Raw genomic sequence first — 19,053 nt, forward strand, 5'->3', positions numbered from 1 at the left:
AGCGCCCGCTTAAATACTGTCCGGGCTCGGCTCCGCGGGGGGTTTGAGGCTCCTCTTCAGGGGCCTGTGCCTCTCGAAGAGGCCTTGGAGGTTCCTGAGGGAGAAGAGGAGCACGTCCCTGTCTCCGGTGAACGTGAAGCCAGCCCTGGAGTAGAGCACGTAGACCTCCCTCCTCTCCCCCCTGCGCCAGGGGAACTCCTCGGCCTTCCTCGCGAGCCCGTACAGAACTCTCTGGTCGACCGGTTGCGTAGACCACTTGACCTCCGCGAAGTAAGCCATCTTCGACGTCTCGTCTATGGCCACGAAGTCGATTTCGACGTCGCCCCGCCACCACCTCCCGATGCGGGTGAAGCCCACAGCACCCTCCCTGGCCAGCAGGGAGAAGTGCTCTAGCGCAACCTCCTCGAAGGCCTGGGAGACGTGGAGGTCTAGGTGGCGCGCGACGGCGTCCAGAACCCTGTCCTCCAGCTCGAGCTCTAGGAGGTGCGTGTTCGGGAACACGAAGCGGAACCAGAACCTGACGAAGTGGTCCTTCACGTAGTACCTCGCCCTCCCCCTCCTCCCCTCCTCCAGGAGGGGGTACCTTCGCTCCACGAGATCCAGTTCCCGCTCGAGGACGCGCAGGTACTTACCCACTTCGCTGTGCTCCACTCCTGCCTTGTCGGCTATCTCGCCCAGCTTCGTGGCGCCGGACGCCACTGCCTCGAGCACCGCGATGTACCTAGAGGGGTCCCGGAGCTCCATCGATAGCGAGACGAGGGGCTCCTCCCTCAAGGGGGCAGCCCGGGAGAGGACGAGCCTGCGGAGGTTCTCGATAAGGGGGGCTCTGTCGTCCAGCAAGGCGAGGTATCCCGGCGTCCCGCCGAACACCGCGAACGTTCTCATCCTGTCCTCCTCCGCGTACGCCTCGGTGAAGAGCCTCGCAGCCCTGTAGGGTAGGGGGCCGAGCCTCAGTATCCTCGACGCCCTCCCGTACAGTGGTGACTCGTGCGAGAGCCCTATCCGCTCCATCATGCCGACGGACGAGCCTGAGAGGACGAGCTTCAGCCTAGACCGCTCCTTCGCCTGGTCCCAGAAAGCCTGGAGCTTCGCGACCGCGCCTGTGCCGTGGAGGCGCTGGAACTCGTCGATCACAATGAGCTGGGCGCGCGAGCCCTCGAAGAGCCTGTAGAGGTCGTCGAAGTCCCGGATCAGGGGCTCGTAGGGTAGCTGGACCTGGCTCAGGAGCTGCCTGGCCAGATCCCTGAGTGCGAGGTCGGGGTCTGTGTGGTTCACGACGAGGTAGACGCCCCGGCGGCCCTCCAGGAGCTGCCTGATCAGGAAGGTCTTCCCGATCCTCCGCCGGCCGTACACGATGACCAGCTCCGGCTTGTCGCTGCTCAGCGCCTCCTCAAGAGATCTGAGCTCGCTGTCCCTGTCTATGAAGTATATACTCATACTCATAAGTCTCAGACTTTAAAGTCTCAAACTCTAGATTATAAAAATTCCCCCGTTAAGCCGGATTTTGTTGAATCGCAGAAGGCGAGCCGCACTGACGGTCTTCCTGAAGGCTGAGGCGTAGCGGCGAGGAGAACTGCGCCTCCTTTTTGGGCGTTGCGCTTATTTCCCAGCAAGTCGCAGGAGTAGTGGGCGAGGCAAGGTGGGTTCCTGTAGGGCCAGGTTCGTGGTCCACGAGCACGACGCGAGGCGCGCAGGGCTACACTACGACCTGAGGATCGAGGTGGGCGGGGTGCTGAAGGACTGGGCCTTCAGGAAGCAGCCGCCCCTGGAGCCCGGTGTCAAGAGGTACGGCGTGCAGCAGGAGGACCACGGGCTCGAGTGGCTGGACTTCGAGGGGGAGATAAAGGAGGGCTACGGGGCTGGGACGATGAGGATCTGGGACAAGGGGGAGTACGAGCTCCTGGAGTCCTCGGGCGACAAGCTTGTCTTGAGGCTTTACGGCTCGAAGCTGAAGGGGACTTACGTCCTCCTCAGGTTCAAGGACGGCTGGCTCTTCTTCAAGACGAGGTAGGCAAGGGTTTTAGCGCCCTCTGCCTCCAATTTTCTAGCGGTGATGAGGCAAAGCCCTCCGATTGGTGAGGAGGCTGCGCCCAACTGAGAGCCTAGCGTGGCCTCAGCTTCTTTGCCAGGTCCACTAGCTCCGGGTGCACGTACTCGCCTTCCCTTATGATCACGCCCATGTCGCTAGTGAGAGTTGGTGTCAGGGTGATGCCGTCGGTGTGGGAGGATGCGGGGCCTGCCTTGCCCTTGAAGGATGCAGCCTTACACCCAGCAGCTCTTCCGCAGCATCCCCCGGGTGAGCACGAGGCTTGTCCCCAGCACGCCAACACTAGCGAGGAACGGTTCCTCTTCAGGTTGCCCGTACGCCACAGGTGTGAGTTCGCCAGGGAGGATTGCTTCAAGAGGAGTCCTGATCTCCTGCAAGTCGGCGGTAGAAGGGTGAGGTGCCTTCTGTATGAGTGACAGGTTTCTAGAGGCAGTTGACCTGTACAAGTACTTCACCGTTAGGAAGGGCTTCCCGTTCAGGCAGGCGAGCGTGATTAAGGCCGTCGACGGGGTATCTCTCACGGTAGCGAAAGGCGAGGTACTAGCTCTGGTTGGCGAGTCGGGCAGCGGAAAGACAACGGTAGCGCGCATGGTGCTCGGCCTACTCAAACCAGACAGGGGTAGGATAATGCTCGAAGGGGTGGACGTAACCAGCGAGCTGGGCTCAAGGAAGTACAGGTCTATCGTACAGGGACTGTTCCAAAACCCAGCGTCCTCTCTCAACCCATTCATGAGGAACCAGGAGCTCATCGCGGAGCCGGCCGTGTACCTTAAAGGGCTGGACTGGAGCGAGGCCAAGGAGAGGGCTCTGAAGATCGCAGGCGATCTGGGGCTTGACCCAGACCTCCTGCACCGCCACCCGGTTGAGATCAGCGGGGGTGAGGCTCAGCGCGTCGCCCTAGCGCGGGCCCTCACCGTTGAACCTAAGCTTCTCGTGCTCGACGAGCCCACTTCCGCCCTAGATGTGGTCGTGCAGGCCCAGATAATCAAGCTCCTCCTAGATGTAAAGAAGCGCTTCAACCTCTCGTACCTGCTTATAACTCACGACATGGGGGTGGCTAGAGCGCTGGCCGACCGCGTTGCGGTCATGTACAGAGGCATCGTGCTCGAGCAGGCACCAGCAGATGAGCTCTTCACCAACCCTCTTCATCCCTACACCAAGCTTCTCATTGAGTTGGTCCTTGAGCCGGACAAGCCTATAGAGGAGAAAGTCATCAACGCATACGGAGACGAGAGTTCCGAGAGAAGTGCGGCCGGCTGCAGGTTCGCTAGCAGGTGCCCGTACCGAGCAGACGTTTGCACGGAGAGAGAACCAGAGCTTCTGCCGGTGGGAGAGTCTCACAGTGTAAGGTGCTGGCTCTACGGGAAAAGTTAGCGTTTTCCCAAAGGTGTCCCTTCGTTCTTAGCACCGCAACTAGACCCGGGTTGTTGTAATCAGCATCGGAAACCCTGAGTTTTATTTCCGTTACCCCTTGAGGGAAAGCCTTTGGCCAACGTCTACAGAATTACGGGGGGACAGGCCGAGGAGCTGCAGGGGCTCACTGCTTGCAGATCCACCCTTTCAGGAGCGAGGGGTGCAGGTGCTTTTTACCTCCCTTCAGAGCATCCCACTCGTGGAGGATCCTCACGGCCTCGCTAGCCACCCTAACAGCGTCCTCAACCCCCGCCTCTGGGACGAACTCGTCTGTCACCCTGTTGGCTAGGACAGCTAGCACCGCCCCGGCTCTGGCCCCGTAGATCGACGCGAGCGTGAATACCGTGGAGGCCTCCATCTCGAAGCTCAGCACCCCGGCTGCCTGTAGGTCGGCCATGAGGCTTGGGGACCAGCTCGGCTGGTAGCCCTTGAACCCCGGCCTGGACTGCCCCGTGTAAAAGGTGTCTGTTGAGGCGACGATGCCCACGTGGTACCTCGCGCCTAGGCTCTCGGCCGCCTCGATGAGCGCCAGCACGACCTCTAAGTGTGCTAGGGCTGGGTACTCCGCCATCACGTACTCCGGGCTGGCGCCGTCGAGCCTGACGGCCCCGGTGGCGATCACGAGGTCGCCGATTCTGATGTCGCGCTGAATGGCCCCCGTGGTCCCGACCCTTATGAGCGTGCTGGCTCCGACCCTCAGCAGCTCCTCGACGGCTATGGACGCGGCGGGGCCCCCGATACCGGTGGACGTGGCTGATATGGGTGCCCCCTTGTACCTACCGGTGTGGGTCGTGTACTCGCGGTGCTTCGCGACCTCGCGCCTCTCATCCCAGAAGCTGGAGATCAGCGGAACCCTGTCGGGGTCGCCGGGGAGCAGAACGTATGGGGCGATGTCGCCGGGCCTGCACCTGATGTGGTACTGCAAGCCTCCCCCGAGGTCGGGGCTCCTGGCCGAGACACCTGCCACGAGTGGCTGGGGAGTAGCAGGCTAAAAAACCTTATTTCGTCGTGTGCTCGCTACGGCTTCGAATAGAGAAAGGGTAGGTTAAGAAAAAGAGGGTTGTGGTTAGGGGCTAGGGTTTTCAGTCCTCGATCGTTGCCCTCTCGAAGGATCTGACGCCTATGAAGAGCAGGATGGCCGTTAGGGCGAGCAGGAGCGCTATGTCCTCGGCTGGGTTAAAGTAGGATACTCCAGTTAGCCAGTACCGCATGCCGTCCACGGCGTAGGTTGCGGGGTTGAAGTAGGCTATCGCCTTCATCCAGTCGGGCATCGTGGTGATGGGGTAGAAGATGCCGCTCATGAAGAGCAGGGGCATCGTTATCAGGTTTACGATCATCTGGAAGCCCTCCATGCTCGAAAGCTTCACAGAGAGGGCTATGCCGAAGCTCGCGAAGCCCAGGGACAGGAGCAGCCCGTAGAGGAACGCCGGGAGGACGCCAGCGGGGTTGAGGACTGGGGCTATAAGGAAGACCAGTGCAAGTATCACCATGGCCTGGAGGTTCACCACCAGCGCGTCGCCGAGCGCCCTGCCCAGGATCACCTCAGCCCTGGACGCGGGCGCGACGAGGGTCTCCTTGAGGAAGCCGAACTGCTTGTCCCAGATCACCGACACCCCGCTCATGAAGGAGCCGGTCATGACGGTCATGGCGACCATCCCCGAGGCGAGGTAAGTTAGGTAGTCTAGCCCTCCGAACATCGCCCTCGCTCCCGGAAAGCTGAAGGCCCTGCTCCACCCCATGCCGAAGAAGACCAGCCATATCAGGGGCTGGACGATAGTCATGACGAGCCTGGACCGCGCGTTTACGAACCTCTTCACCTGCCTGTATACCATCGGAACTATTCCCTTCATAACCTACCACCTCCTGTGGGGCGGCCTGAAACCGCCCTCCTCGAGCGAGTCGCGGAGCTCGCGCCCCGTCAGGTGGATGAAGACCTCGTTGAGAGTGGGCCTCTTGTACGTGACCTCCACGATCCTGAGCCCCCTGCTTCCAGCGAGCTCGAATATCCTGGGCAGCGCGGTTGAGGCGTTCTTGACCACGAGCTGCACGGTGTCCCTCGAGACGGGCTTGCAGTTCTCGATGAAGTCAGCTTCAATACAGGGAGTAGCCTCAAGGTGGCCGTCGAGCTTTAGGTAGACGACCTCGTTGCCGAGCATCGACTTCAGCTCCTCCGGGGAGCCCTCGGCCTTTATCTTGCCGTGGTCCATTATAGCTATGCGGTCGCACAGCTGGTCAGCCTCGTCCATGTAGTGCGTCGTCAGGAGGATGGTCATGCCGTGCTCCTTCTTTATAGCCGTTATGTAGTCCCAAATCTTCACCCGCGTCTGGGGATCCAGGCCTATCGTCGGCTCGTCGAGGAACAGTATATCGGGCTCGTGGAGGAGGGAGCGGGCGATCTCGAGCCTCCTCCTCATGCCTCCGGAGAAGTTCTTCACAAGCTTGTTGGCGTAGGGCTTCAGCTCCACGAAGTCGAGGAGCTCGTAGATCTTCCTCTTTAGCTCCTCGCCGCTGAGCCCGTACAGCCTGCCGTGGATGTACATGTTGTCGTAGGCCGTGAGCTGGTTGTCGATGCTCGGGTCCTGGAAGACGATGCCTATGCGCTTCCTCACCTCGTGGGGCTGCTTGACCACGTCGAAGCCCGCCACGAGCGCCCTACCGCTGGTGGGTCTCAGGAGCGTCGTAAGGATGTGTATGGTGGTGGTCTTGCCGGCGCCGTTCGGCCCCAGGAGGCCGTAGATCTCACCGCTCTTAACCTTGAAGCTTACGTGGTCTACTGCCGTCACGTCCTTAAACCTCTTAACTAGGTCCTCCACGACGATTGCCTCACTCACCGCCACCACCCCTCAGGATCCCCAAAACTCTGTACTCGAAGTCCATAACAGCTCTCCTAAGCTCCTCAACCTGCCTGTCACTCAACCTATCCATACTCACCAGCACCTCGTCGACGACCTGGAAGACCCGGGAGAGGCCCGAGTCGTTAAACCGCCTGAACGACCGGGCGAGCCTCAAAACCTCCTCAACCCGGCTACGGTGGCTCTCGAGGACCCTCCTCCCCTCCTCGCTCAAGCGGTAGACCTTCACAGCCTTACCACCCCTTTCAACCTCATCAACCTCCACTAGCCCGCTCCTAACCAGGCTCCTGAGCAGTGGGAAGAAGGCGCCACTGCTCGGCATGAAGCCCGTCAGCTCGCCGAGCCTCCGCATGATCCCGTACGCGTGCGTGGGCTCCTCGCTGAGTATCTGGAGCACGAGCAACCTCAGGCCACCCCGGAACCTGCTCTTGAACCGAAACCTCTGCATACATGTCTGCAGACTGTCTATAGATATTACTTATAAATCTTTCGCTGAGGGAGGCTATCCCAGAACCAATCAGTATTTATCCCTCCCCGGCGGATTCAGTTACGATGATTGAAGGTCTGGAGCCCTGAACAGTGATGAGAGCTTTAAACCTGAATTCTCAAGCAGTCGCGTCGAGACTCGCAGGAGGGACTGGCTACGGTTAAGCGTGCCGCTCCGTTCACGGCGGAGGTCGAGGGTTGTCTGGAACAGTGGGGAAAGGTACGGCTCACCTCAATTAACTGATTTTAGACGTGTGTAGATTTTATAGCCGCCGCTGCATCCTCCGAGCCTCTTTGGCAACTGGCCTTTCCCTCACCCTATGCGAAAATTCTAGTGGAGGGAGATGTGACAAATGAGGTATATTGTTTTAAAGGGGAAAAAATTTAAAACTATTTATTGTATCAAAACTGTATGCAAGCCAGAAGTTCAGCTACTTTAAAGTGTTCCTGCTGGGGTTCGGCTTCTTCGGCATAAGCGTCATCTGGTCGGTCTACAACTCATACGTCCCGATATTCCTAAAGGAGCTCGGGCTGGCCTCGTGGCTCGTGGGCTTCATAATGACTATCGACAACATCTTCGCCGTAGTGCTACTGCCCTACCTCGGTGTCCTCAGCGACGTTACGCGCACGCGTATCGGCAGGAGGAAGCCCTACATCCTCCTCGGTGCCCCGCCCGCGGCCCTCACCTTCGCGCTGATACCGTTCTTCAGGGCCGAGTTCCCGGCGATGATGGCGGTGATCATCGTCATGAACCTGTCTATGGCGCTCTTCAGGTCGCCGGTCATAGCGTTCATGCCCGACATAACGCCGAGCGAGAAGAGGAGCCAGGCTAACGGGATAATAAACTTCATGGGCGGCGTCGGGTCCCTCCTCGCCTACTTCGTCGGCTCACAGCTCTACAAGATGAATCCCACCTACTCGTTCGTGGCCTCAGGGGTCGTCCTGCTCCTAGCCAGCCTGCTGGTGATACTGCTAGTCGACGAGCCGGAGGAGTTCAAGGTCAAGGAGGCCGGGGGTCCCAGCTTCACCGAGATCCTGGGGAAAACGTTCAGGCAGAGCTTCAGCGAGCTCGCCGACAACCTCAAGCTAGCGTTCACGGACCCCGACAAGAGCCTCCTGTTCATGCTCTCCTCCATCTTCCTCTGGTTCATAGGCTACAACGCCATCGAAACCTTCTTCACGAGCTACGCCAAGTGGTACATGGGGCTAGACGAGGCCACCGGGTCCTTCATCCTCGGCTTCGTCGCGCTGGGCTTCCTCATTTTCTCCCTCCCGGCAGGCTTCATCGGCTCCAAGCTGGGCAGGAGGAAGACTATGACTCTGGGGCTCCTTCTGCTCGTCTCCCTCCTGGCGGGCGTCCACCTCGCGGCTATCAGCGTTACGGGATCGGTGCTCGTCTATACTGTCGAGGCGCTGTTCTTCCTCGGGGGCTTTGCTTGGGCTCTGGTCAACGTGAACAGCCTGCCAACAGTGGTGGACATGACGACGCGCGAGAAGCTGGGAGCCTACACGGGGCTCTACTACTTCGCGTCGCAGAGCGCGGCAATCCTCGCCCCGCCCATCGCGGGCCTGTTCATCGACCTTCTAGGCTACCCGACGCTGGTGCCCTATTCGAAAGCGTTCCTTCTGCTCTCGGCCGTAACCCTTCAGTTCGTGAGGAAGGGAGAGGCCAGGAAGGGCTTCTAGAGAGGCGTGGGGAACTCTTTTTTATTTCGTTTTACCGTCTCAGCGAAGCTTAGCGTAAAGCATATCTGCGCCCGAAGCGAGTCCTGACTGTGCAGGAGGAGATACTCGCAGAAGTGGTGCGCGAGGGAGAGGTTGCTTTCCGGCTCCTAGGGCTTACGAGCAGCGAAGTGGGCCGCCTCCAGTCCCTGGCCCCCAGCATCCTAGAGCGCGAGGAGGAGATTGTCTCGAGCACCCTCGAGGCGATCAAGAAGATGCCCGAGACCTCCTCGATACTCCAGGACGAGAGCGCGGAGCTCGGGCTACGGATGGTCCTCGAGAGCCTCCTGACGTTCCTCTTCATGGGCGACTACGGCCGCGAGCACGCGGAGACGGCCTTCAGGGCTGGCCTCGCGTTCATACAGCTGGGCCTCAGCGAGGGCATCCTCGTCGGATCCGTGGGCCACCTAGTCGGCGAGGCCGCGAGGTTCCTCGATTCTCCCACTGACGTTCCGGCGCTCGTGAAGGCGGCTTACTGGAACCTAGCCGTGGTTCTCCACGCCTACCAGCACCTCAGGATGTTCATCATCCGCGAGGCCGCCGGCATAAGCGGGAAGGTGCTGGACAGGCTTGTTAAGCTCTACACCGCTCAGGTCCTCGAGAAGATGGGGGTGAAAATACACTCTTAAAAAAAGCTACTCGCTTTTGAGGAAGACGACGTAGAGGAAGTACCCGGCCGCCGCGAACAACGCAAGCAGGCCCGCCGCGGTCACGGCGTAGAGCGCGGGGTCCAGGGCTAGGGGGCTCACGTTCCTCAGGTCGAGTGCCCTGCCCAGTATTGTCCTCCAGGGCTCGGGGACGCTTGAGGCGATGAGCGGTAGGTTGGCTACGAAGAACGGGTACTGGCTGAACGCGTTCAGGTACTCCCCGTTCAGGACGGTGAGAGCCGCCGCGGTCGCCGCGTAGATGGAGCCGAGGTAGCCTGCCCGCGTCGAGGCCTCACCCGGCTTGAACACCGTCAACCGGAGGAGTATGTAGGCCTGAGCCAAGACGAGCAGCATCTTTACCGCGAAGAGCCACGAGTAGTCTGAGAGCCTCTCAACACCCTGGACCGCCCAGCCGAGCCCCTCGAAAATGTTGTTGAACTTTATCGGCGTGCTGGTTAGGGAGACGGTGTACCACGCGCCGAGGAAAGCCATAGCCAGGAGGCCAGCTGTGCCCCACTTCAGCCCGTCCCTGTACAGATCCTCCTCGACGCCACTGAGACCGCCGCCCCTGAGGCCCTTAACCGCGAGCAACGCGGAGACGAAGAGGAATCCCAGCGTGAGCGCGCCCACCACGCTCTTGAGGTACAGGGGCAGGAAAGTTGGGTTGGCCAGGGCCTTGGCGACGTCGAGCCAGGGCTTCCCGTCGAAGCTCAGGCCAGCGGGCGTGTTGAGGAACGCGAACACCGCCCTGAAGCCGAGCGGGATCAGGTAGGATGTGAGGGCCAGCAGGACGCCTGTGTAGAAGTGCGCTGTGGGGCTGAAGGCGTCCCAGCCGTACCAGTAGGCGACGATGGCGAAGAAGTGGAGGACTATGGCTACGATGGCTATCCCGAAGGGTACCATGGCGATGTTCCCCGCTACGCCGACGAACTCCGGGTAGAAGCTGAGTAGGAAGACCGTGAAGGCTGTGCCCATCACGCCCGCAAGCCCGTAGGTGGCCGCGTATATCCTGAACATCCCCCTAGCGGTCTCGGCGAGCCTGGCGTCCCCGCTGAGCTCAGCCCGCCTCTTGAGGATGGGCACGAGCGTCGCGAGCGCTATCCCGACGTTCACCGCGACTATGTGGATCCCGAACACCAGCGCCAGGAAGAACACCGGAGCCTCCACCGCGATCACCCCTTAACCGAGGGCTCGTAGAGCACCTTATAGGCGGCGTATATGAGCCCGGCCAGCGCGCCGAGGAACAGCAGGGCCACGAGGACGTAGGCGAGCGGGTCGGCGGGGTTCGCCGTGTGGGCGATGTCGACGGTCATCACGCCGTAGATCGACCAAGGCTTCCGGCCCATCTCCCTGACGGCCCAGCCGAGGAAGCTGACCAGCTGCGCGGCAACAGGGGAGAGCGCCCCTGCCCACAGCACCCAGCCCGGCAGGCTGGCCCTGCGGTAGAGCAGGAAAGTGAGTAGCAACGCGTAGAGGCCGAGGAGCACCGCCAGGCCGATCTTAGTGTAGTAGAGGTAGTGTATCATGAGGGGCGGCCTGCAGTCCGACACGCCCGGTACCCCGAGGAGGGTGCAGTAGTCGGCTGGTATCGCGTCGTAGCTCGGGAGCTTCGCCTCGAGGCTACCGTAGGCTATGAGGGGCATCAGCTTCTCGAGCCCGAGCACCCGGGACACGCTTAGGATGGACGAGCTCGTCCCCTCCATGGCCGCCAGCTTCTCCGGGTTGTACTTCGCGATCTCCTCGCCCATCACGTGCCCGAACACGGCTCCCTGGAGGACTATGGCGACCAGGGACGCCACCGCGCCGAACTTCAAGCCGAGCATGTAGTAGTCCCTGCTCTTCTCGTCCCTGGACTTAATGAGGAGGAGCGCGTAAGCACCGAGTATCGTGAAGGCGGTCACCGTCACCCCTGCTCCTATCGAGTGGACGAGGGTGCCCGGGTACACGGGCGACTGGAACGTGACAGTGGTGTACCCGACGGTCTGAACGGTCAAGACCAGTATCTTGTCGACGACATCCTTGACCAGCAGGTCCCCGACTGCCCCGAGGGCCTGAGGCTTGACGACGAGCCTCAGGACGCTGTCCCTGACCCTCACCCCGCCCCAGGCCTCGGCCGCCAGCCTCGCGACGATCTTCGACGGCATCAGCACCGCGACCCCTTGGCCCGTGTCGCCGACGACCTCCATCCCGAGCGACTGGAGCTTGCCGACGTCCAGCGCGCCGACGATGTCCTTCGGCACCACGAGCAGCACCTTAGGGTAGCCCTGGTCGTACTTCCAGCCCGTGAGCGGGTCGTAGGCCGCGACTATGCCGGTCGGAGCCACCATGTAGCTGTTCACGCTCGTTATCATCGCGCCGCTGAACCAGGCGCCGAACATCGCGAGGAACGCGACCGCTATCTTCGCGTTCACGGAAAGCTTGGACCAGCCGAAGACGAGGAGGTATATGAAGACGATCTCCGTGAGGAAGGCGAAGATCTCGAGGTACAGGGGGTAGTAGATGTACCGCCCAGCCGCCTCGAGAAGATTCGGCCACACTACCACTAGGCCGAACTCGCTAGCCGTCCCCGTGGCGGCTCCGACCGCGAAGACGAGCCCCAGAGCCTTCGCCATCGTCCTCGCCATGCGCTCCCAGCGGGCGTCCCCGCTCCTCCTGTACGCTAGGAGGGCTACCAGCACCATCAGGGGTAGGCCTAGCACGTACTGCAGTATCAGCCAGTGGATCTCGATGCCGATAATGCTCAGAATCCTGTCCCAGGCTGCCGGGTAGCTCAGCCACTGCTCCAAGAGACCCATTTCTGCCTCACCGGCGATTAAAAAGCTTAATTCAAAATAATAAAAGCTTTCCGTTTGAAAATCGAACAACACCATGTAAAGTTAGATAATCATACCAGCCGTTTCGCAGACTTAAAACCGACTGATCTCTAGGCCGCAGACGAAACTACGCCTATCAGGAGGCCTACCTCGTTTCCCGGGCATGCGAGTCTTCGAACACGCGCCTAGCGACCTCGGGGTCGAGCCGCTCTAGCTTCTCCCTGAACCTTGAAAGCAGAGCCCTCTCAGCGTCGAAATCCCTAGCCTCGTCGGGCAGTAGCTGAGGCACGCCTTCAACCACGGCAAACCACCTGCCGCACTTCGGGCACACAAGCACGCCGCTCACCACCTCCCGGCTGAAGCACTCCTCGCACTCGCAGCTCTCGCACTTCGCAACCTCGACGCCCCTGAACGCGCAGACGTAGTCGCAGAAGGGCTTGCTCGGCCAGGGGTACTTCATGGGGCCCCTCCTCTCCTCCAGCACCACCAGCTTCAGCGGGAACGCGTGGCAGTAGGGGCATGCTAGCACGTCGAGGGCGTAGTACCTCACGGTGAGCGTATTACCAGCTTACGTTTAAATATTTCAGTCGACACGCGTACAAGTGCTCGAGGTAAAGCCCATCGGCTACGTCTACCACGGCTACACAGACGAGCAGGTCAGAAGAGCCGGGGCCGTCGAGGCCTTCGTAGAGGTCGACGAGGAGTACGCTGAGGCGCTGGGCGGGATCGACGGCTTCTCGCACCTGATACTCATAACCTTCATGCACAAGGCGCAGCGCCTACCCCTGAGGACGAAGCCCGTCAGGATCTTCAAGGACGTCGTCCAGAGGCTGGGGGTGAGCGACGAGTTAATGCCGGAAGTCGGGGTGTTCGCCGTCGCCAGCCCCTTCAGGCCGAACCCCATCGCCTTGACAACAGTCCACCTGCTGAAAAGGAGCGGCAGGGTTTTGTTCGTGGCCGGCTGCGACTGCTTCTCAGGCACCCCCGTGCTCGACATCAAGCCCCTCACGAGCTACAGGTTCATCGACCCAGACGACTACAGGGTCCCCGACTGGCAGGCGAGGCTCGACGAGGTGTTCGAGATTCTAAGAAAGCACCACCCGCACCGGCACCGGTGGGACAAGCCCAGCTTCAGCATATCCGTCAAGCGCGACGAGAATGCCTAGACGATTGCTTCAGCATAGCCAGGCACGCGCGGAATAACGGAAAAACCGCGCCATTGAGGCACCGTCAAATAAATGAGAGAAAAGGTATTTTTTAGCAATCGCAAGTAAGGGCGACCCAAGCGGAGTGAGACCCTGAGCAACTTACCTGGCCGTTAACCCAGAAGACGAATTGGCTGAACTGCGTCCACTGAGTTGAGGGCGAGAAGCGTATGCCGTAATAGCAGATGAGATACTTGCCCTCCGCCCGGACAGAGGCGGAAGTCGAGGCGACGGAGCTCCTCGAGCTGAACCAGCACTTGCTAACGACGGGGGCTTGTATCTGGTCGTAGGAGACGTCGTTGACGGCGAGTATGGTGCTATTAGGTATGTAGTCGATCCAGGCGGCCGCGTGCGTCGTCACCAGGTTTGCGCCGCCGATCTGGGTCGTGTAGTGGCAGTCGACGTAAGCCGTAGTGAACTGGGGCACGACTACGTCGAGTTTGGCTGGCTCGTCGGTGTAGCTCTCGTAGTAGATCGCGCGGCACTTGGATATGCCTACCATCCTCTCGGTACCCTTGTCCGTGGTCACCTCCTGGGTGTACGTGGATCCCTGGAACTCCCGCTCGTCCACCTTCCTAAGCTTGAGCTCGATAAACCTCACGTCGCCGCGGTGCAAGACCGCGAGCACGCGACGCGTTAGGTTCGAGTCCGAGAAGAGGACGTACACCGCCCCTGTTCGCTTGTCAGCCACGGCGAACCGGGCTGCAAGGCCGTCCGGTGGGCTCAGCTGAAGCGAGCTTGGGTCTAGGGGTGCGTAATCGGGCCTGAGCTCTATGGTCCCAATCTGCACGTAGTCTAGGCTCGCGTAGCCGGTGATGCTGCGGGCCACTTCCTCGGCCTCCCGGTAGGAGCTGGCAAGCGGTGCTTTAACAAAGGAGCCTGCCAGCAGTGATACAGCCAGAGCCAGGAGTACCACGACAGTAGCTGCGAATAAGACCCTTGACCTAGCTACCCTATTCACCCTCCGGCCTCGATTTACAATACAGAATACCAATATAAAAAACTTGTTGTGGCTTCCCACCCGGAAACTCAAAGCGCGTAGAGCGTGGCGGCAACGCTGGAGGCAGGTGGTGTTCAGCAACGCCTAGAAGCTCATCCCGCGTCGCACGGGATGAGGACAGGAGAACGCTCCAGAAAGCTTAAAACTCGGAATGCCCAGTGGTACACGGGTGCTACTCGTGGAGAAGAGGATCGGCTACCTGAGGCCACTGAAGCCCTCGGGGAGGCTGGGCTACCTGAGGCCTCTCAGGCCTGGGGAAAGGAGTGGGGGTGAGGGTAAGAGTCAGGATTGAGAGCGGTGGGAGGCAGCTCGTCGCGACCGCGCTCCTCAACACGGGCTACGAGACCAATGTACCGGAGGTTCTCCTCCCCTCTGAGGGCCGCTGAGGAGCTCGGGCTCTTGCCTCCGCCCCCGGGCTCGAGGACGGAAACCTACGTGTCGGCTTCAGGCTACGTGAGGGTTGTGTGGGTGCCTGGGGCCGGCAGGGTCACCGTCCTAGCGGGGGATAGGGACTCGGAGAGCGTGCCCGCCGACATCGTGGTCTCCGAGCTGAGCGACGAGGTCCTGCTCAACGACAAGATCATCGGGAAGCTGGGGATAGTGCTCGTTGACCCAGGCGAGGGGCTCTGGAGGTTCAGGGACGAGGACAGGCTAAGGGGTAGCGAGAGGCCCCAGCGGTGGCTATGAGGCGCCGCGTGAAGCATGCAACGGTCTCCAGCCGTCCCAAGCCGCCTAACCCCCAGGGAATCCAGCCTGGGCGCTGGCAACGCCGATGCCCCTCTGCTCGACCACGCTCCATGCTCTCCTGCCAACGTAGTGAGTGCTACCTTCTCCAGCAAACTAGACAGGTACCCCCGCTCCGACCTTGCAGACTACCCCGTGGCGGTGGGCATCTAGCTATTCTGCTTGCTCCCAGGAAAACTCTTCTCGCCACAAAAGCCCTGCCTTTTCACCCTTGTTATCCCGATACCTCGGGGTGCTGACATCCAGGCTCCAGCTGATGCCCACGCGAGTGGGGGTCTCTACTGAAGCACAAATATAGGTGAGGCGCTGTTGCGAAGGCCTCGACGTCGACCGGTTCGCGGTCGTAAGCGCAGGGCTTTGGGCTTCGCGCCAGTGGGAAAAAAGCATTTCAGGCGGCTCTAGAGGCTAGAGGTATGCTGCTGGGCTTCGAGAGCTTCGAGGAGTTTGTGGAGTGGTACAGGGAGCTGGGGAAGCTGAGGGTATTCTGGGCGAAGAACGCAGCATCTATCTCGCTGGTGGGCTTGAGCGTGGAGGCCGCGGTAGTTAGCGTAAAGTGGCTTGTGAGGAGGAGAGTAGTCGATGCAAGCCTAGTTGTCTGTAGCTCGCCCGCGCCCACAGACCTGCCCGCACTTCTGAGCAGGGTGGGCGGATCGGCGGTGATCCTGGTCGTCCCTAAGGGCACACCGTTTGACGCAAGCCTGGTCGACGCCAAGTCGGTTCTCTACTTCTGGGGCCCGAACGCCGAGGTTCTGGAGCCCAACAGGGAGGTCGAGGTCAGGGTGTACCGCGAGTGGAGCAGCGAAGACATGGCCGCGTTCGAGAGGGTGCAGAAGCAGAGCTGGGGCTTCTTCGTGCCACCGAGACCTGGAGACCACCGGGTGGTCGCCGGCTTCCTGGGCGGCGAGCCCGTCGCATTAGCATACCTCAACGCGCGGAACTTCAACATAGACTACGGGGTGCACGTCGCCAGACGCTACTGGAGGAGAAGGGTCGGGACGAGGATCCTCGCGGAGCTCCTCAGCCTTGCCCGGGAGCTTGGCGCGAAGCGTGTGAGCGTGGTGAGGGTGTTCAGGAGCGCCCGCGGGACCACAAGCGACCTCAGGGCGGCGAGCTTCTACGAGGCAAACAGGCCGTCGCTGAGCCTCGAGGTGTACAGGCTGAAGACGCGGCAAAGCGGGGCTCAGGGGTGATCGGTGAGGGGTGGCGCGCGCCGGCGAGCCTCAGACCTCCCTCCCGATCACCAGCTCCACGCCCTCTTCTCTGGCCCTCCTCCTGAGCTCCCTGGCTACAGCCGCGTCCGCGGTCTCGACGATGAGGATGCGCCTCGCCCTCCTCCCGTAGATCTCCTCCGCCCTCCTCGCCTTCCTGAGGAGCTTCTCCAGCTCGTCGGGCTCCGCGCGCGCCGTCACCTCGCCGACGATGAGCGGGTCCTCGAGGAAAATGTCCACCTCCTCCCCGTCAATCACGGCCCGCTTCAGCTCAGCGCCCTCCGGTATCTCGCCGTGCCTCCGGAAGAGGTCCGTCAGAAGCGTCCTCACGAACTCCTCGAACGTCACCCCGGCGAACTTACTGAGCTGCGAGAAACCATGGAAGAGCGCACCCCATACCTTCTCTAGGCCCTCCTCAAGCCTCCTCTGCCCCTCCTTGAGGTCTCTGACCTCCTTCCAGAGCTTGTTCGCCTCCTCCCTGAGCGCTTTGATCTCCTCCCATATCTTGGCCTGCTCGCGCTTGATGCCCTCTATCTCCTGCCAGATCTTCTTGGTCTCCTCCCTTATAGCCCGTATCTCCTGCCAGATCTTCGCCTGCTCAAGCTTGATCTCCTCGATTTCCCTCCATATCTTCGCCTGCTCCTCTCTGAGCCCTTTGATCTCCTCGCGGAGCGCCTTGACCTCCTCCCATATCTTCTCGAGGTTTGAGAGGAGCTCGGAGTAGCCAAGCGCGCCCATCAGCGCGTGCCTGAACTCCTCGTCCTCCGCGACCGTCCTCAGGATCCTCAGCCTCTCCTCCTTGCTGAGCAACTCCAACCCCGCTCCCTGCGGCAAACCACTCCATCTCAGCTTAAAAGGGTTTCGTGCACATCCGACCGTTCGCGTGCGAGGAAGCCGGTTGGAGTTTGCACCCCAGTCCCCGGCTGGATTGCAAAGGCTCTTGGGAAAACGCCTCACCCGTATGCTAGGGATGATTCCACCGACGTAACTTTTATATTCGAAAGCCGCGTGCATGGACCGTGTCTAGCGGCTACGACTGGCTCGAGGACCTCGAGGACCCCTGCGTGAAGGCCTTCATCGAGGAGCAGAACCGGAGGTTCAGGGAGTTCGTCTCGCCCCTCGCTGATGCCCTCTACCAGCGCGCGCTGGAGCTCCACAGCCTGCCCTACGTGGTCGACGCGGCGCTCTTCGAGGGGGGCCTCTACGCCCTGACCAGGGAGCGTGGCACCTTTACCGTCAAGAGGTACAGCACCGGCGACGCGGAGCCGCAGACGGTGCTGGACGCGCGGGAGCTCGGCGGCGACACCGTCGTTGCATCGATCAGCGCGAGCAGGGACGGGAGGATGCTGGCCGCCCTGCACACGAGGGCCGGCTCGGACTACGCGCGCACGCTCATCGTCGACACCGAGACCGGCGAGCGTATCGAGGGGCCAGAGGGCTACGTCTCGCCCCCCGTCTGGCTCACGAGGGAGAGGTTCCTGTACGTCCGCACTTACAGGTCCGGCACAGCTCCGGACGGCGTCGAGGCGCCGGCGAGCAGGGTGTTCGAGGCGGAGCTCGGGGCCGGGGAGGAGCTGGTCTTCGGCGAGGGCCTGGGCACGAACTGGCTAGTCCACCTCGCGGGCGACGGGGAGTCGGTGTACGCCGTAGCTTTTCACGGCTGGTCGAGGTCCCTCGTGTACGAGCTCGCAGGCGGCGGCTTCAGGCTGCTCTACGACCCCGGAGGCTCCAAGGCCTACCCGGTGGGCAGGCTCGGGGGCCGCAGCTACGTGCTTAGCTACGAGCACAGCCTGGGCCAGGTCGTCGAGGTTGGCCGGGGGGCCAGGGTAATCTTGAGGGCCGAGGCCTACCCCATCGAGGACGCCGCACTCGTCGGCGGGAGGCTCCTCGCGGTGAGGCTCGTCGACGGCGCGAACAGGCTCGAGCTCTACAGCCCGGAGGGAGAGCATGCAGGGGAGGTGGGGCTAGGCGAGGGGCCGGGCAGCGTCACCATCCTCTCCAGGGGCTTCGGCGCGGCGCTGGCGAGGTACGAGTCCTTCGACACCCCGAGCAAGCTCTACCTCGTAGACCAGGGGGGCGCGAGGCTGGTCGAGGGCTCCTCGCTTCCCCTCGGGCTGGAGGTCAGGGAGCTGTGGGTCCCCTCGCGCGACGGGACGAGGGTGCACGGCTTCGAGGTGAGGAGCAGGGCCGCCCCTGACGACAGGGTGGCGGTGGTGTACGGCTACGGGGGGTTCGCGCTGCCGGTCAAGCCCCGCTTCCAGCCAGAGGCCGTTATGCTCCTAGAGGCCGGCGCGGCCTTCGTCTCGACGAACCTCAGGGGTGGCTTCGAGTACGGGGAGGAGTGGCACAGGGCCGGGATGCGCGGGAACAAGGTGAGGGTGTTCGAGGACTTCGAGGCGTTCCTGGAGCACTACAGGGCTAGGGGCTACATGACCGTCGCGACCGGCAGGAGCAACGGGGGGCTCCTCGTCGCCGCCGTACTGGCTAGGAGGCCCGAGCTCCTCGACGTGGCCCTCGCCGGCTACCCGCTCACCGACATGCTCCGCTACCACAGGCTCCACCTCGGCAGGCTCTGGACCACCGAGTACGGCGACCCCGACGACCCCGAGGACAGAAAGGTACTCGAGTCCTACTCCCCCATCCACAACCTCAAGCCGGCCGACTACCCCTTCGTACTAGCGTACACGGGCCTCGCCGACGACCGCGTCCACCCTTCCCACGCGCTCAAGCTCACCGCCAGGCTCCTAGACCTCGGCGCACCCGCGTACCTGCGCGTCGAGACAAGGAGCGGCCACCTCGGAGCCACACCCGAGGTGAGGGCAAGGGAGACAGCCGAGCTCGTCGCCTTCACCCTAAGAGCACTCGAGGAGCAGAAGCAGCGCCGCAGCAAGCCTCAGGCGGCTCAAGAAGGCTGAT

General features: G+C 61.8%; 20 protein-coding genes. 9 read left to right on the forward strand and 11 right to left on the reverse strand.

What is annotated here, in order from left to right; genetic code table 11:
• Positions 1-9 precede the first annotated feature (9 nt).
• Positions 10-1,443 (reverse strand): ATP-binding protein, encoded by a 1,434-nt coding sequence (locus ACNO7C_RS07985; protein WP_460024583.1) that lies wholly within the window; start codon positions 1,441-1,443, stop codon positions 10-12.
• A gap of 196 nt (positions 1,444-1,639) precedes the next feature.
• Here ACNO7C_RS07985 and ACNO7C_RS07990 point away from each other — a divergent pair, with 196 nt between their 5' ends.
• Positions 1,640-2,011, forward strand: a complete 372-nt coding sequence (locus ACNO7C_RS07990; protein ID WP_460024584.1) for a DNA polymerase ligase N-terminal domain-containing protein — start codon at positions 1,640-1,642, stop codon at positions 2,009-2,011.
• A 91-nt stretch (positions 2,012-2,102) separates the two neighbouring features.
• On the opposite strand, the gene ACNO7C_RS07995 is transcribed toward ACNO7C_RS07990, so the two are convergent.
• Positions 2,103-2,330, reverse strand: coding sequence for a hypothetical protein (locus tag ACNO7C_RS07995; protein WP_460024585.1), 228 nt, complete (start codon positions 2,328-2,330; stop codon positions 2,103-2,105).
• Positions 2,331-2,455: 125 nt separating this feature from the next.
• Here ACNO7C_RS07995 and ACNO7C_RS08000 point away from each other — a divergent pair, with 125 nt between their 5' ends.
• Positions 2,456-3,421: an ABC transporter ATP-binding protein gene (locus tag ACNO7C_RS08000; protein ID WP_460024586.1), complete on the forward strand. Its 966-nt coding sequence runs from the start codon at positions 2,456-2,458 to the stop codon at positions 3,419-3,421.
• 163 nt (positions 3,422-3,584) lie between these two features.
• On the opposite strand, the gene udp is transcribed toward ACNO7C_RS08000, so the two are convergent.
• The 4 genes from udp to ACNO7C_RS08020 all read right to left on the reverse strand — a co-directional run bounded on the left by udp (position 3,585) and on the right by ACNO7C_RS08020 (position 6,760).
• Entirely contained in the window at positions 3,585-4,427 is an 843-nt protein-coding gene (udp, locus tag ACNO7C_RS08005; protein ID WP_460024587.1) for a uridine phosphorylase, read from the reverse strand.
• A 115-nt stretch (positions 4,428-4,542) separates the two neighbouring features.
• Positions 4,543-5,310, reverse strand: coding sequence for an ABC transporter permease (locus ACNO7C_RS08010; RefSeq protein WP_460024588.1), 768 nt, complete (start codon positions 5,308-5,310; stop codon positions 4,543-4,545).
• Between the two features lie 3 nt (positions 5,311-5,313).
• A complete protein-coding gene (locus tag ACNO7C_RS08015) occupies positions 5,314-6,291 on the reverse strand; it encodes an ATP-binding cassette domain-containing protein (RefSeq protein WP_460024589.1) in 978 nt (325 codons plus the stop codon).
• Positions 6,284-6,760 (reverse strand): PadR family transcriptional regulator, encoded by a 477-nt coding sequence (locus ACNO7C_RS08020; RefSeq protein ID WP_460024590.1) that lies wholly within the window; start codon positions 6,758-6,760, stop codon positions 6,284-6,286. Before ACNO7C_RS08020 ends, ACNO7C_RS08015 begins: the two co-directional genes overlap by 8 nt.
• 479 nt (positions 6,761-7,239) lie before the next feature.
• On the opposite strand from ACNO7C_RS08020, the gene ACNO7C_RS08025 reads away from it, so the two are divergent.
• Together ACNO7C_RS08025 and ACNO7C_RS08030 are read left to right on the forward strand one after the other, a co-directional pair.
• Positions 7,240-8,484, forward strand: coding sequence for an MFS transporter (locus tag ACNO7C_RS08025; protein WP_460024591.1), 1,245 nt, complete (start codon positions 7,240-7,242; stop codon positions 8,482-8,484).
• 89 nt (positions 8,485-8,573) lie between these two features.
• Entirely contained in the window at positions 8,574-9,149 is a 576-nt protein-coding gene (locus ACNO7C_RS08030; protein WP_460024592.1) for a protoglobin domain-containing protein, read from the forward strand.
• A 6-nt stretch (positions 9,150-9,155) separates the two neighbouring features.
• On the opposite strand, the gene ACNO7C_RS08035 is transcribed toward ACNO7C_RS08030, so the two are convergent.
• From ACNO7C_RS08035 to ACNO7C_RS08045, 3 genes are all read right to left on the reverse strand, one after another.
• Complete coding sequence (locus ACNO7C_RS08035; protein ID WP_460024593.1) at positions 9,156-10,334, reverse strand: cytochrome ubiquinol oxidase subunit I; 1,179 nt, start codon at positions 10,332-10,334, stop codon at positions 9,156-9,158.
• Between the two features lie 5 nt (positions 10,335-10,339).
• Positions 10,340-11,962, reverse strand: coding sequence for a cytochrome ubiquinol oxidase subunit I (locus ACNO7C_RS08040; RefSeq protein ID WP_460024594.1), 1,623 nt, complete (start codon positions 11,960-11,962; stop codon positions 10,340-10,342).
• Positions 11,963-12,125: 163 nt separating this feature from the next.
• Entirely contained in the window at positions 12,126-12,530 is a 405-nt protein-coding gene (locus ACNO7C_RS08045) for a Trm112 family protein (RefSeq protein ID WP_460024595.1), read from the reverse strand.
• Between the two features lie 52 nt (positions 12,531-12,582).
• On the opposite strand from ACNO7C_RS08045, the gene ACNO7C_RS08050 reads away from it, so the two are divergent.
• Positions 12,583-13,146 (forward strand): SAM-dependent methyltransferase, encoded by a 564-nt coding sequence (locus tag ACNO7C_RS08050; RefSeq protein ID WP_460024596.1) that lies wholly within the window; start codon positions 12,583-12,585, stop codon positions 13,144-13,146.
• A gap of 91 nt (positions 13,147-13,237) precedes the next feature.
• Here the strand turns inward: ACNO7C_RS08050 and ACNO7C_RS08055 are convergent, their stop codons facing one another.
• A complete protein-coding gene (locus ACNO7C_RS08055) occupies positions 13,238-14,146 on the reverse strand; it encodes a hypothetical protein (RefSeq protein WP_460024597.1) in 909 nt (302 codons plus the stop codon).
• A 387-nt stretch (positions 14,147-14,533) separates the two neighbouring features.
• Here ACNO7C_RS08055 and ACNO7C_RS08060 point away from each other — a divergent pair, with 387 nt between their 5' ends.
• The 3 genes from ACNO7C_RS08060 (at position 14,534) to ACNO7C_RS08070 (ending at position 16,119) form a co-directional block, all read left to right on the forward strand.
• On the forward strand, positions 14,534-14,872 hold the full coding sequence (locus tag ACNO7C_RS08060) for a hypothetical protein (RefSeq protein ID WP_460024598.1): 339 nt from the start codon (positions 14,534-14,536) through the stop codon (positions 14,870-14,872).
• Positions 14,873-14,887: 15 nt separating this feature from the next.
• Positions 14,888-15,082: a hypothetical protein gene (locus ACNO7C_RS08065; protein WP_460024599.1), complete on the forward strand. Its 195-nt coding sequence runs from the start codon at positions 14,888-14,890 to the stop codon at positions 15,080-15,082.
• A 260-nt stretch (positions 15,083-15,342) separates the two neighbouring features.
• Positions 15,343-16,119: a GNAT family N-acetyltransferase gene (locus ACNO7C_RS08070; protein WP_460024600.1), complete on the forward strand. Its 777-nt coding sequence runs from the start codon at positions 15,343-15,345 to the stop codon at positions 16,117-16,119.
• Positions 16,120-16,149: 30 nt separating this feature from the next.
• Here the strand turns inward: ACNO7C_RS08070 and ACNO7C_RS08075 are convergent, their stop codons facing one another.
• A complete protein-coding gene (locus tag ACNO7C_RS08075; protein ID WP_460024601.1) occupies positions 16,150-16,953 on the reverse strand; it encodes a hypothetical protein in 804 nt (267 codons plus the stop codon).
• A 203-nt stretch (positions 16,954-17,156) separates the two neighbouring features.
• On the opposite strand from ACNO7C_RS08075, the gene ACNO7C_RS08080 reads away from it, so the two are divergent.
• The gene (locus tag ACNO7C_RS08080) at positions 17,157-19,052 is read left to right on the forward strand and encodes a prolyl oligopeptidase family serine peptidase (protein ID WP_460024602.1); all 1,896 of its coding nucleotides are present in this window, start codon (positions 17,157-17,159) and stop codon (positions 19,050-19,052) included.
• Position 19,053: the final 1 nt, after the last annotated feature.

Source organism: Infirmifilum tikiterense (assembly GCF_054696565.1).

What these genes read in the sequence shown, in the direction of transcription:
- ACNO7C_RS08040 (WP_460024594.1), bottom strand. Translation starts at nt 11,962, where the DNA reads ATGGGTCTCTTGGAGCAGTGGCTGAGCTACCCGGCAGCCTGGGACAGG.
- ACNO7C_RS08020 (WP_460024590.1), bottom strand. Translation starts at nt 6,760, where the DNA reads ATGCAGAGGTTTCGGTTCAAGAGCAGGTTCCGGGGTGGCCTGAGGTTG.
- ACNO7C_RS08065 (WP_460024599.1), top strand. Translation starts at nt 14,888, where the DNA reads ATGCAACGGTCTCCAGCCGTCCCAAGCCGCCTAACCCCCAGGGAATCC.
- ACNO7C_RS08010 (WP_460024588.1), bottom strand. Translation starts at nt 5,310, where the DNA reads ATGAAGGGAATAGTTCCGATGGTATACAGGCAGGTGAAGAGGTTCGTA.
- ACNO7C_RS07985 (WP_460024583.1), bottom strand. Translation starts at nt 1,443, where the DNA reads ATGAGTATGAGTATATACTTCATAGACAGGGACAGCGAGCTCAGATCT.
- ACNO7C_RS08000 (WP_460024586.1), top strand. Translation starts at nt 2,456, where the DNA reads ATGAGTGACAGGTTTCTAGAGGCAGTTGACCTGTACAAGTACTTCACC.
- ACNO7C_RS08070 (WP_460024600.1), top strand. Translation starts at nt 15,343, where the DNA reads ATGCTGCTGGGCTTCGAGAGCTTCGAGGAGTTTGTGGAGTGGTACAGG.
- ACNO7C_RS08060 (WP_460024598.1), top strand. Translation starts at nt 14,534, where the DNA reads ATGTACCGGAGGTTCTCCTCCCCTCTGAGGGCCGCTGAGGAGCTCGGG.